Raw genomic sequence first — 12,918 nt, 5'->3', positions numbered from 1 at the left:
CGTCAATCGCACGACCCTGGCCGGCGATCGCGCGTTACATGTCGGTAGGCAGCGGCGTCATCGGGCGAGCGGGGTTTGCCCCGGATCGTGGCCACAGCCATCCAAATCGAAATCGAGCGTCGCCGCCCTCTCGTTCGCCCCGGGTGGCCTGGCGGCGCACTCACGCCTCCAGCAGGCGTGGGCCAGCACGGTGGCCTGCTGGAGGCACCCGCCCGCACCGGACCACGCTGCGGGCGCTAGTCAGGCCAACACGTCCAGCAGGCTGCCCAACGCCGCGTCGGAGCGGCGCAGCACTGCGGCGTTGGCCTGGAAATCGTTGCGTGCCGACAACCCACCGACCAGGTCCGTGACCGGTGCGGCGGGATCGGAGGGCGCCTCCACCACACGGGCCGCCACGCCGCCATTGGCCTGCGTGCTGGCAGCCACCGCCTGGCGTGGGCTGCCGTCCACCGGCTGCCGGGCCACGTTACTGGCGGCAACCTGCTGGCGCAGCGCGGCGGCCTGCATTCCGGAACTGGCGATGGTGCTGATGCTCATGGAGGTTCCGCTGCGTGAGTGAGTGAAGTCATGCGGTCGTCAACGCGAGTAGACAACCAGACTACCGTAACCGTCAGTCAGTAGGTGCCGACACGCACCCGCAGCACCACCGGCTCCGGGCTGCTGCGGCCACCACGGCCAAAATTGAGCCCGTAGTCGGTCTGGTCGCCGTTGAGCTGCTTGTCCACCTGCCAGCGTCCGTCGACGTACCGCCCCTGCTCCACCCGCAACAGTTGCCCATGACGGGTATCGGCCGCCTCGCGGAAAAATTCAATGCGCGCGGCCATCCCGGTGACCAGGAAGTCCTCCGGCCCCAGCTGCGCCACCAGCAAGCGCCCGGCGTGGTCGTCGTTGCCCGGCAGGATCGCCGGCGCATCGCCCCACATCGGCGCGCCGAACGACACCCTGGCCTGCCAATCACCGAAGCGCAGCGTGCGTTGCGGCAGGCCGGGCTGTTCGGCCACGCCCTGTAGCCGGCCTTCGAACGCGGCCAGCGCCAGCACCCGCTGCAACGGCGCCAGCAACTGGAAATTGGCCGCATGCGCGGCGGTGGCGGCGCGATTGGCCTCGGTGTCCGGGTTGCCATCCATGCCGAACACCGAAAACCCCACTCCGCCCTGCCCCAGCACATGGAACAGGTATGGCGCGGTCGCCGCTTCGAACCCGGTCTCCGACACCCAGGCCGGGTTGTCCGGCCGCGCATACTGGCCGATGACCTTGGTGTATTCGTTGTAATCGTTGGTGTAGATGTCGGTCCCGATGAAATCGATCGACGGCGTGGCCGCGCGCCACAGCGCAAACACGTTCACCGTGGCCCCGCCGGACGGATAATCCAGGCCCGGATAACGCTTGCCCTTGTAGCGCAACCAGGTATTGACGTAGAGCGGCAGCGGATACACACGCTTGCCGGCAGCGGCCACCTGTTCGATGTACGCCGCCGTGGCGTGCGCGTTGAACGCCTCGGCGGCCTCCGCGCCGAACAGCTGCTGCCAGCTGCCGGCGGGCTTGCCCAGTGCCGTGGCGATGGCGGCCGGCACCGGCTGCGCAAACGCCGCCTCGCCCACCGCACTGTGGTCACGCACCGTCCCGATCGCACCGGGTTCGTTCTCCACCTGCACCAGGATCACCGTGTGGCGGTCGCCATCGACCTTGCGCAGGTGCTGCATCAGCGCAGTGAACGCGCGCGCATCGGCCTGCACGTTGGCCGCCACATGCGGCGACAGCACGTCCACCGGCTCGCCATTGGCATCGCGCATGCGCGGGTAGCTGGCTTCGTCGCGCTTGATCCATTCGGGCACGTAATGCATCTGCCCGTTCTTCCAGCTGCCGAACCACAGCAGCGCCACGCGCAACCCACGCTTGCGCGCACCGGCGATCAACGCATCCACGTTGGTGGTATCGAACCGGCCAGGCGTCGGTTCGAACTGTTCCCAATACACCGGTGCTTCCACCGTGTTGGCGTGCAGGGCAACCACCTGATCCAGCGCCTTTGGCAATACCGCCGGCCAGGCGCTGGAATTGTGCAGCTGAGCGGCCAGTATCGTGTACGGCGCGCCATCGACGAAGACCGCGTGGCTGCCGTTCTGGCTGACGAAACGTGGCAGTTCTTCCGCGCCAGCCGCCGGCGAGAACGCACCAGCCAGCAACCCCAGCACACCCACCGCAAGCGCTGTCTGAGAACGCTGCAACGCTGCACGCCATCGGACCAGAGGCATCATCGAACCTTCTGGCGATTCCAGCGCGGCGTGGGCTCGCCCAACAGATGGCGCACGAAAAAGTCGTACTGGCGACGTTGTACATAATCGATCGGGCCGCTGGAGCGCCCCACCGAATGTTCGCCGCCGGGCACGTTGAGCAAGTCGAAGTCCTTGCCGGCCTTAATCAGCGCATCGACCACCTGCGCGGTGGAGGCCGGGTCCACATTGCTGTCCTGCTCGCCGACGATCAACAGCAGCTCGCCCTGCAGCTTGGCCGCATTGACCACGCCTGATGCCGCCGCATAACTGTCGTCCACCGGCCAGCCCATCCACTGTTCATTCCAGCTGATCTTGTCCATGCGGTTGTCGTAGCAGCCGGCGAACGCCACGCCCACCTTGTAGAACTCCGGGTGACGTTCCAGTGCACCCAGCGTGCTCTGCCCTCCAGCCGACGCGCCATAGATGCCAACCCGGCTGATGTCGTACGACGGGTCTTTCGCGGCCAGCGCACGATGCCAGGCAATGCGATCGGCAAAGCCGGAATCGCCCAGGTTTTTCCACGCCACATCCTGGAAGGCCTTGGAGCGGTTGGCGGTGCCCATGCCATCGATCATCACCACGATGAAACCCAGATCGGCCTGCGCCTGCATGCCGATCTGCTTGTCGCCGCCGGAGTGGTACCCGAATGGCCAGAACGTCTTGGGCACGAAGGAATCGTGCGGCCCGGCGTAGATGTTCTCGATCACCGGATATCTCCTGCGCGGGTTGTAATCGCGCGGGCGCACCACCATGCCCCAAATGTCGGTCTTGCCATCTCGGCCCTTGGCCACGAAGGTCTGCGGTGCGCGCCAGCCGGCCGCCAGGAGCCGATCAATATTGCCCTGCTCCACTTGCTGCAGCAGCCGGCCATCGATGGCATGCAGCTCCATCACCGGCGGCAGATCCGGGCGCGAGTAGACATCGACGTAATGCCGGCCATCGTCTGCAATGGCCACATCGTGGTCGGCATCGGCATGGCTGAGCCGGGTGAGCTTGCGGCCGTCGAAATCCACGCTGTAGAGCTGTCGGTAGTATGGGTCCTTTCCGGCATCCATCCCGCTGGCGGTGAACCAGATGCGGCGCTGCGCGTCGTCCACGCGCAGCACCTCGCGCACGATCCATTGCCCGCGCGTGAGCTGACGTTTGGGCTTGCCGTTGCGGCCATCGAACAGATACAGGTGCCGCCAGCCGTCGCGTTCGGAGATCCACAGGATCTCGTCGCCATGCGCATCCACCTCATGACGAAAGCTGCGGTCGGCATGGACGAAGGTGCGTGCATCCTCGCCAACGGCCACATGCGCACGCGCGCTGCGGGCATCCACTGCAATCACCCGCATGTGCTGAAAACCACGCTGCACATACTCAAAGCCCACACTGCGTCCATCCGCCCGCCATTGCAGTGGCGACAGCGAATACGGCATCGCGAACAAGGCGTTATCCACCACGCGCCGGCTGCCATCCACGGCCAGCAGCACCGGCCGCTCCACATCGACCGCATCGCCTGGCTTGGGATAGAGCTGGGTGTGCACCAGCGGCTGAAGGCGGCCGGACGGTGCGGCCTCCACACGGATGACCCGGCGCGCAGTGCCCGGGCGCACCCGATACACCGCCAGCTGCTGCGAATCCGGCGACCAGGCAACGCTGTCCGGGTCGAAGTAATCTGCCGCGCGGCCATCATCGGTGCGCTGCACGAGCCGGCCATCGGCCACCCGGCGCACGACCAGGTTCCAGCCATCGGCCAGCGCCTCCCACTGCCCATCGGGCGAGCGGCGCGGGGTGGTGTCGGCCGCCACGTCCGGGTCGCGCACCACGCCAAAGCCGCGCGGTCGCTGCCGCAGCTGCGGCTGCCGGCCGGGGGCATCGTGCGCGCAGCGATACGTGGTCAACGTGCAGCGCCAAGGGGCATCTTCGATGGCGAACACGATCGCGCCGTCTTCGCGACCACCTTCCTGCGAGTAGGTAAACGTCTCGAACGGCAACGCCAACGCCGCATACGCCGTCCCGGTGGCTGCCTGCAGCGCCTGGGCCACGCGCACCTGGTCGAAGGCCGGTTGCTTGTGCAGCGTCGCCACGTCCGCGCGGATGAAGGCGAACCCGCCGGGCACGGTCTTGCGGTAGTAGAACGTGCCGTCGTCCTTCCATTGCGCCGGCCAGGTCACATTCTCGGTCAGCGTGTTCCAGTGCGCGCGCAGGCCGAGCGAGCGCTGGTAGTCGGCCACGCCGGGTGCCGCCTGTGCAGCGGCAGCAAGCACCAGCAGGCACGCTGCCAGCGCGCGCGATGCCCGCAGGCTCCATGCACCCGGCCACGCCTCATTCGCCATCGTCTTCCTCCAGCGCCAGCTCGTCGCTGCGCAAGCCGCTGCGTGCGCCCCAGTGGTAGATGAAGAACGCAATCACCGCCACGCTCAGCGTGTCGAACGGATGCGCGATCCAGCCGTGCCCACCGAAGGTGCCGGCCCAGGAGATCGTCATCACCAGCACAAAGAACACGATCAACCACAGCGATGCGCGCACCTGACGCAACAGTCGCGCACGCCCGTCGCGCGAGGGCAGCCGATAGAGCACGTACAGCGCGAACGCCAGCACTTGTAAGCCGAGCAGCCACGACAGGGTCGGCCAGGTGGACCAGTACACGATCAACGCGGCCACGATGAACGACAGCGGCCCCAGCACGCTCAGGCCACGCACGAAGAACGGCCGCGGCAGCTCGGGTGCACTGCGCCGCAGGGCCGCCACCGTTACCGGCGCCACGGCATAGCTCAGCACCAGCGCGGCAGACACGACGCCGATCAGGGTTTCCCACGAGGGGAACGGCAGCGTCCAGAAGATCGACAGCCCCAGGCTCAGCCACAACGCCGGCCGCGGAATGCCCGAAGCCGGGTCCACCCGCGTCAGCACCGGCAAAAACCCGCCGCTGCGCGCCCAGCCGTACACCACGCGCGGAGTGGCATTCATGTAGATATTGCCGGTGCCGCTGGGCGAGACCATGGCATCGCAGATTACCAGCGCGGCCAGCCACGCCATGCCCAGCGCCAGCGCAATGTCGTGGTACGGCAACGAGAACGTTTTGTCAATGCCGCTCCAGCCTTGCGCCAGCTGCGCGGCGGGGATGCTGCCCAGAAAGGCCAGCTGCAGCAGCACGTAGATCACCGTGGACAAGGCCACCGACAGGATCAAGGCGATGGGAATATTGCGCTGCGGGTCGCGTACCTCGCTGGCCACCGACACGATCGGCGTCAGCCCGAGGTACGCAAAGATGATGCCACCGGCGGAGATCGCCGCTTCCACCCCGGCCATGCCCGAGGGCGCGAAGCCATGCACGGTCAGGTTGCCTGCATTGAAATGCTCCAGCAACAGCACGATCACCAGCATCGGTACCAGAAACTTGAAGATGCTGACGATATTGTTGGCCAGCGCAAAGGTCTTGACGCTGAAGTAGTTGAGTACGAAGAACAGCAGCAGCAATGCCAGCTGCACCAACCAGCCCCAGATACTGGGATGATTACTGCCCGCCTGATTGAGCACCGGAAACCACGCCGCCGCATATTGCCGCGCCGCTTCCACCTCGATGGCGATCAGGCTGGAAAATGCGATCAAGGTGATGAAGCCGGTCAACGATCCCAGCAGCGCGCCATGCGAATACTCCGGGTAGCGCACCACCCCACCCGCACGCGGCAATGCCGCGCCGAGTTCGCAATACACCAGCCCCAGCAACAAGACCGCAACGCCGCCAAGGATCCACGAGACAATGCCGGCCGGACCGGCAATCGAAGAGACGTGGCTGGCGGCGAACAACCACCCCGAGCCGAAGATGGAACCCAACCCGATGAAAGTTAGGTCGGTCAGGCTCAGCCGCTTGTGGAACTTGCCTTGCGTGGTCGCACCGGGTGTGGTCATAACTGGCCTCGAACGATTGGAAAACGCGGTTGCTGCGGAGGATGGCACGGTGGCGCATGCCGTGTGGCAGTCAGTGGTGGTGCGATGTACTCAGCCGTGCGCGGTGGTCCTGCACACGCCGCCGCGCACCGATGTCAGCGCGCGTACCCAGCAAGTGGTCCAGGCGCGTATGGCAGCACTCAGTCATCGGCACCTGCCCCTGCATCGGCGGAGTCTGTCGCGGCGTCGTCCGGAGACGGCGACACACCGCCATCGGCGATGAAGCGGTCGATGCGCGCTTCCAGCACCGGCAGCGGCACCGAACCGGTCTGCAACACCGCATCGTGGAAGTGGCGCAGGTCGAATTTCTCGCCCAGCGCGGCTTCGGCCTTGTGCCGTAATTCGAGAATCTTCAACTCGCCCAGGTAATACGACAGCGCCTGCCCGGGCCAGGCGATGTACCGATCCACCTCGGTGGTCACTTCATGCTCGCTCAGCGCGGTGTTGTCGCGCAGATACGCCTGCGCCTGTTCGCGCGTCCAGCCCTTGTGGTGGATGCCGGTGTCGATCACCAGGCGGCAGGCACGCCACGCCTGATAGGTGAGATAACCGAAGCGGTCGTAGGGCGTGTCGTACATGCCCATTTCCTGACCCAGGTACTCCGAGTACACCGCCCAGCCTTCGCCATAGGCCGAGATGAACGTGTAACGACGAAAATCCGGCAGGCTCTGCGTTTCTGCGGCCAGCGGCATCTGCAGCGCGTGCCCGGGCGAGGACTCGTGTAGGGTCAGCGCGGTCAGGTTGTACAGCGGCCGCGATGGCAGATCGTAGGTATTGACCAGGTAGATCCCCGGCCCCCCGCGGCCGCCGGTATAGAACGGTGCCAGCTCCGGCGGCACCGGTTCGATGGCGAAGCGGCGCCGTGGCAGGCGGCCGATATAGTTGCCCACCTTGGCATCCACGCGCTTGGCGATCCATGCCGCCTGCTTGAGCAATTCTTCCGGCGTCTTGGTATAGAACTGCGGGTCGGTGCGCAGGAAATGCAGGAACGCCGGAAACACCGGCTGCCCGGCCGGCGGCTTGAAGCCGCTCTCCACGATGGTAGCGTCCATCTGCTTGCGCAGCTTGGCGACCTCCTGCAGGCCGATCTGGTGGATCTGCTCGGGACTCAGGTCCAGCGTGGTGAACTCGCGGATCTGCGCGCGGTAATAGGCCTTGCCATCGGGCAAGGCTTCGCCGGCCAGCGTGGCGCGCGCGCGCGGCTGGTACTCGTTGCGGATGAAGTCCAGCAAGCCGGCATAGGCCGGCACCACCTGGGTGTCGATGGTCTGCACCGCCTGCTGCCGCAACTGCGCCTGCACCGGCGCCGGCAGCGTGGCCGGCATCTGCTTGAACGGGGCGTAGAACGGATTGGCCTGCCCGCGCGCCTGCGCCACATCGGCAATGGATTGATCGCGCCCGCGCAGCGTGACCTTGGGCTGGCTGAAGCCCCGAGCCAACCCGGCGCGCATATTGGCCGTGTGCTCGGAAAAATAGCGCGGGATATCGGCCAGCATCTTCAGATAGCGCTGATAGTCCTCGCGCGTGCGCAGCGTGGCCTGCGCACTGAAGCCCAGGTCGCTCCAGAACGCCGAGTCGCTGTTGAACGGCATCTCCCAGGCACGGAAATGCTGCTGATCCAGCAGCACCTGCAGCTGCTGTCGATACACCTGGTAATTCACCTGGTCCTCGGCCGACAGCTGCGCCGGCCCGATCGCATCCAGCTCGGCCAATGCCTGTTGCCAATACGCGGTGCGCTGGTTCTGGGTGGCGACATCGACCTTGGGCAGATGGTCGGCCTGGCGCTGCTGGGTGGCCTGGTTGTCTTCATCCACCGCGCCGGACACCTGCGCCTGCCGCCACTGCCACTCGCGCGTATACAACGCCTTGAAGCGGGCTGCGGCCGTGCCCTGCACGGTGGTTGCCGGCTCGGCGGCATACGCCTGCACGGGCGTGCCGCCCAGGCTGGCTGCAATCAGCAGGCTCAACGCACTGATGCGCAACATGGTGTGTGTCTGCGATACGCTCATTTGACTGCTCCCGGTATGGTCTTGGCCTGTGCAATCCACTGCTGCACGCGCTGCTGCAGCATCCCCAACGGCATCGCACCGCCGCCCAGCACGGCGTCGTGGAAGGCGCGCACATCGAAATGATCACCCAACGCTTTTTCCGCTTGCGCGCGCAGCGCCAGGATCTGCAGCTCGCCAAGCTTGTAGCCCAGTGCCTGACCCGGCCAGACGATGTAGCGGTCGGTTTCCGATTGGATGCTGGGTTCGTCGTCGGACGGATGCGCGTGGAAGAAATCCACCATCTGCTGCCGGTTCCAGCGTTTGTAATGCACACCGGTATCCAGCACCAGGCGGTTGGCGCGCAGCAACTCGCCCGATAGCCGGCCGTAGTCGTTATAGGGGTCCTTGAAGAAGCCGATCTCCTTGCCCAGCCGCTCGGCATACAGCGCCCAGCCTTCGATGTAGGCGTTGTAGCCGGCCTGCTGGCGGAACGGCGGCAATGGCAGCGTCTGGGCGAGCGAAATCTGCAGGTGATGACCTGGCACGCCCTCGTGGTAGGCGGTGGTTTCGATATTGACCAGCGTGCGGCTGGCGAAGTCGCTGGTATTGACCTTCACGATCGCCGGCTTGCTGCCTTCCGGGTTGCTTTGCCAGTATTCGGCGCTCGGCGCGGTCCGCCGGAACGCCGGCATCGCCTGCACCTCCAGCGGCGTTTTGGGCAGGTGCCCGAACAGCCTGGGCAGCTCCGGTTCCATCGCGGCGATGTACTGGCGGTAGTGCTGCAGGATCTGTTCGCCGGAGGTGGCGAAATGGCGCCTGTCGGTCTCCACCGCCTTGCGGAAGCTGGACAGGTCGGCAAAGCCCTGCGCCTGGGCGATCACCGCCATCTCGCCTTCGATGCGCGCCACTTCCCGCAGGCCGATCTGGTGGATCTGCTCCGGTGCCATGTCGGTAGTGGTCTGGGTATGAATGGCGTAGCGATAGCGGCGCTCGCCATCGGGCAGCGACCAGAGGCCTTCGGAACGACGCCCCTGCGCGGCGTATTCGTCGCGCACGAAGGCGGACAGCTTACCGTAGGCCGGGCGGACCTGCTGGTCGATCGCGGCCAGCAACTGCTTGCGCACCGCATCGCGCTGGTCGGCCGGCACCGCCGCAGCGAGTTTCTTCAACGGCGAGGCGAACGGGCTCTGCTCGCCGGTGAGCGCAGCCATCTTGTCGATCTGCTCGGGCAGGCGCTGCAGCAGGTAACGCGGCTGCACCAACCCGTCTTTGGCACCCTGCCGCGAGACCGCAATGATCTGGTCGATCACGCCCGGAATGGCCTGCAGCCGGGTGATGTAGTCCTGGTAATCCTTGGCATTTTCGAATGGAAACGCATCGCCATAGCCGGCCAGCGCCAGCTGGATGCCGCCCACCGGTTCCAGCGGCATTGCATAGGTCTTGAGGTCGATGCCCTCCAGCTTGTCGCGCAACTGGCCCAGCATCATCTGCAGGCTGAGCTGGCGTTGCGCGTCCAGCGCCTTGGCATCCACCGCTTCAAACTGCCGGAGCAGCGCGGCGGTGGCACGGCGGTCGGCCTGCACTGCTTCCGGCGAGTAGTTGGTCCAGCGATCGTTGTAGCGCTTGTCGCCGATGATGCTGGCGAACTCGGGGTTGTGCTGCAGCTGGTACTGCCACTGCTTGTCCAACAGCGCATCGAAGGCCTTGGCGGCCTGTTCGCTGCTGGCTGCGGCAGCCGGTTTCTCCGGGGCTGGCGGGGCCGGTTTGCAGGCGGTGAACACTGCCGCTGCAAGCAGGCCGATTGCGACAGATCGCAGGTGGCTCATGCATTCACTCCAAGATGCAGGGACAGCGCAATGGCTTTACTCGGTAATGCCCGTCGCGCCCGGGTGCGCTCCTACGCATGCGTGACGCTATGCAGGCTCATGCAAACGGTTGGTCGATCGCCGGCGACGGCGGGGTAAACCACTGCGCGCCAGCGTCGGTGACATGGAAATGATCTTCCAGGCGCACGCCGAACTGCCCCGGCACCACGATCATCGGTTCGTTGCTGGCACACATGCCCGGCTGCAGCGGCAATCGGTTGCCGCGCACCAGATACGGCGCCTCGTGTATGGCCAGCCCGCAGCCATGGCCGGTGCGATGCGGCAGCCCGGGCAACCGATACTCCGGGCCCAACCCTGCCGCTTCCAGCACCGTACGCGCCGCCTGATCCACCGCCTCGCAAGCCACGCCGGGGCGGATCGCCGCGAATGCCGCAGCCTGCGCGGCCTGTTCAAGGTCCCAGATGCGCTGCTGCGCCTCGTTGGGCGTGCCATAGATCCAGGTGCGGGTGATATCGGAATGGTAGCCCTGTACGGTGCAGCCGGTGTCGATCAGCACCAGCTCGCCTTCGCGCAACTGCTGCACGCCCGGAATGCCATGCGGGAAGGCAGTCGCGTGGCCAAACTGCACGATGCAGAAGGTCGAGCCGTTGTCTGCGCCCAGCGCGCGATGCGCTTCATCGATGAAACGCACCAGCTGGTCGGTGCCGATGCCTTCGTGCGCGATGCCGGCGGCCAGGCGCTGCACCAGCAAGGTCATGTCGCAGGCCTGCTGCATCAGCGCCAGCTCGGCGGGCGACTTGCACATGCGGCAGCCGTCGATGATGACCCCCGCGTCGCGGATGGCGGTGCCCAGATGCGCACGCAGGCCGGTGTGCACGGCAAAGGCGATGCCCGGGTCCAGCGCCAGCGCATGCGCACGGCGATCGTCCATGACCTGTACCACCAGCGCATACGGGTCCTGGTGTTCTTCCCACAGGAATTTGGCCACCGGAATCTGCAGTACCGCGTCCAGCGAGCCTTCCTCGAAGGCCGGGCAGATCAGCGCCGGATCGCCATCGATGGTGAGCAGCATCGCCACCAGCCGTTCGCTGGCACCCCACGCCACACCGGTGAAATAGCGCAACGAGGTCCCGGCACCGATCAACAGCGCATCCACGCCATGCGCACGCATCAGCCCACGCGCACGCTCGATGCGCTGCGCATATTCATCGGCCGCGATCGGCGCGGCACGCTGCGTCCAGGGCGCCAGTTGTGCACGCGCCTGCTGCAGCGACAGGCCACCGATCTGGGCGCTCATGCGCCCGCTTCCACATCAGCGGTACTCCACTGTCCGTCCACCAGCCGCGCCACACCACCGGGATTGCGCTGGCGCAGTTCCACTGGCAGCAAGGCATCGGGCACCGCGTCGTAGCTATGCAAGGCCGCGAAACGACGGATCGCGCCCGGCATGCCCACGGCGGTGAAGCCTGGATGCCCAGTGCTGGGAAACGGCCCGCCATGATTCTGCGCCGCGCTCACCGCCACGCCGGTTGGCATCTTGCTGTTGATGAGGCGTCCCACCCGTGCGCGCAGCACCGGCGCAATGGCCTGCCAGGCGGCATCGTCGCTGCCATCGCTTGCGCGATACAGCGTGCCGGTGAGGTTGCCTTCGAAGGCGGCCGCCAACTGCGCCAGCTGCGCAGTGTCGCGCGTGCGCACCAGCAGGCTTACCGGGCCAAAGGCCTCGGTCTGCAACTCCTGCGGATTGGCCAGGAACACCTGCGCCTCCACGCTGAGCAAGGTGGGCGCGTAGCGGAAACCGTCTTCGCCACGCTGCCCGCCGGCCAGCACGGACCCGCCGGCCGCAACCAGGCTCGCCACACCACGCTGCACGCCCTCCACACCGGATGCGGAGAACAGCACCATCGGCAAGGCCGCTGCGAAATGGCCCTTGGTGGCGGCAACGAAGGCATCGCCCGCCGCGCCGTGCGGCACCACCACCACGCCAGGATTGGTGCAAAACTGCCCGCTACCCAGCGTGCACGAGGCGAAGAACTCCTGCGCCAGCGCATCGCCGCGCTCGGCCAGCGCACCGGGCAGCAGGAACACCGGATTCACGCTGGACAGCTCGGCGTAGAACGGTACGCCAGCCGCATCGGCAGCCGCCTTCAAGGCCAGGCCGCCGGCGCGGCTGCCGGTGAACCCGATCGCCCCCAGCCGCGCGTCGCCGGCCAGGCGCGCACCGACTGCGGTATCCAGGTGATACAGCAACTGCACCGCCGCCGCCGGCAGGCCTGCGGCCAGCAGCGCCTGATGCGCAAGCTGGGCCATGCGCTGGCTGGTGGCCGGATGCAGCGGATGCGCCTTGGCGATCACCGGGTTGCGCGCGGCGATGGCCGAGGCGAAATCGCTGCCGGCAATCGCATTGAACGCGAACGGAAAATTGTTGGGGCCGAACACCAGCACCGGCTTGCCCAGCGGCGCCAGATGCGAACGCAGATCGGCGGCGGTGTCGATGATGGGGTTGGTCCAGCTGTAGCTGCGTACCGCCTTGGCTGCCTGGCGCAACTGCCCGCTGGTGCGCGGCAGCTCGTTGCCACGCAGGCGCGTGGGCGCCGGCAAGGCGGTTTCTGCATGCGCGAGCGCGACCAGGGTGTCGGCATCGGCATCCAGCGCGTCGGCGTAGCCCTCCAGAAAAGCGGCGATGCGCTCGGCCGGTGCGGCGGCAAACTCGGCGGCCACCGCCTGCGCGGCACGCAACGCGGTCGCTATGTCCTCGGCACCACTGATCGGAAACAGCGGGCCGATCGGCTCGCCGGTGGTGGGATCGGCAGCACGGAAGCTGTCGCTGGCCGCATGGCTGGGCTGCCATTGGCCGGCGAGCAGGATGGGTTGCAGCATGTCGTTCATTGCAGC

At 66.5% G+C, this 12,918-nt stretch carries 7 protein-coding genes and 1 pseudogene; all 8 read right to left on the bottom strand.

Features of this window, described 5'->3' with window-relative positions:
* Positions 1-240 precede the first annotated feature (240 nt).
* The 8 genes and pseudogenes from ACCQ13_RS09795 to ACCQ13_RS09760 all read right to left on the bottom strand — a co-directional run bounded on the left by ACCQ13_RS09795 (position 241) and on the right by ACCQ13_RS09760 (position 12,912).
* Positions 241-537: a flagellar basal body rod protein FlgC gene (locus ACCQ13_RS09795; RefSeq protein ID WP_159407117.1), complete on the bottom strand. Its 297-nt coding sequence runs from the start codon at positions 535-537 to the stop codon at positions 241-243.
* A 77-nt stretch (positions 538-614) separates the two neighbouring features.
* Positions 615-2,156: pseudogene (locus tag ACCQ13_RS09790) on the bottom strand (DUF5597 domain-containing protein); the annotation flags it as partial.
* A gap of 95 nt (positions 2,157-2,251) precedes the next feature.
* A complete protein-coding gene (locus ACCQ13_RS09785) occupies positions 2,252-4,594 on the bottom strand; it encodes a S9 family peptidase (RefSeq protein WP_159407115.1) in 2,343 nt (780 codons plus the stop codon).
* Positions 4,584-6,170: an APC family permease gene (locus ACCQ13_RS09780; RefSeq protein WP_104602753.1), complete on the bottom strand. Its 1,587-nt coding sequence runs from the start codon at positions 6,168-6,170 to the stop codon at positions 4,584-4,586. The genes ACCQ13_RS09785 and ACCQ13_RS09780 overlap by 11 nt, the downstream gene beginning before the upstream one ends.
* A gap of 179 nt (positions 6,171-6,349) precedes the next feature.
* Positions 6,350-8,218 (bottom strand): DUF885 domain-containing protein, encoded by a 1,869-nt coding sequence (locus tag ACCQ13_RS09775; RefSeq protein WP_104602754.1) that lies wholly within the window; start codon positions 8,216-8,218, stop codon positions 6,350-6,352.
* On the bottom strand, positions 8,215-10,023 hold the full coding sequence (locus ACCQ13_RS09770; protein ID WP_159407114.1) for a DUF885 domain-containing protein: 1,809 nt from the start codon (positions 10,021-10,023) through the stop codon (positions 8,215-8,217). Before ACCQ13_RS09770 ends, ACCQ13_RS09775 begins: the two co-directional genes overlap by 4 nt.
* A 97-nt stretch (positions 10,024-10,120) precedes the next feature.
* A complete protein-coding gene (locus ACCQ13_RS09765; RefSeq protein ID WP_104602756.1) occupies positions 10,121-11,320 on the bottom strand; it encodes a M24 family metallopeptidase in 1,200 nt (399 codons plus the stop codon).
* The gene (locus ACCQ13_RS09760) at positions 11,317-12,912 is read right to left on the bottom strand and encodes an aldehyde dehydrogenase family protein (RefSeq protein ID WP_104602757.1); all 1,596 of its coding nucleotides are present in this window, start codon (positions 12,910-12,912) and stop codon (positions 11,317-11,319) included. Before ACCQ13_RS09760 ends, ACCQ13_RS09765 begins: the two co-directional genes overlap by 4 nt.
* Between the last annotated feature and the right edge of the window lie 6 nt (positions 12,913-12,918).

Source organism: Xanthomonas sp. NCPPB 1638, from assembly GCF_041475635.2.
GTDB lineage: Bacteria > Pseudomonadota > Gammaproteobacteria > Xanthomonadales > Xanthomonadaceae > Xanthomonas > Xanthomonas cucurbitae.
This window is presented reverse-complemented; position numbering and strand designations above follow the sequence as displayed.

Coding starts and splice junctions, on each gene's coding strand:
- ACCQ13_RS09795 (WP_159407117.1), bottom strand. CDS start 537: ATGAGCATCAGCACCATCGCCAGTTCCGGAATGCAGGCCGCCGCGCTG.
- ACCQ13_RS09785 (WP_159407115.1), bottom strand. CDS start 4,594: ATGGCGAATGAGGCGTGGCCGGGTGCATGGAGCCTGCGGGCATCGCGC.
- ACCQ13_RS09780 (WP_104602753.1), bottom strand. CDS start 6,170: ATGACCACACCCGGTGCGACCACGCAAGGCAAGTTCCACAAGCGGCTG.
- ACCQ13_RS09775 (WP_104602754.1), bottom strand. CDS start 8,218: ATGAGCGTATCGCAGACACACACCATGTTGCGCATCAGTGCGTTGAGC.
- ACCQ13_RS09770 (WP_159407114.1), bottom strand. CDS start 10,023: ATGAGCCACCTGCGATCTGTCGCAATCGGCCTGCTTGCAGCGGCAGTG.
- ACCQ13_RS09765 (WP_104602756.1), bottom strand. CDS start 11,320: ATGAGCGCCCAGATCGGTGGCCTGTCGCTGCAGCAGGCGCGTGCACAA.
- ACCQ13_RS09760 (WP_104602757.1), bottom strand. CDS start 12,912: ATGAACGACATGCTGCAACCCATCCTGCTCGCCGGCCAATGGCAGCCC.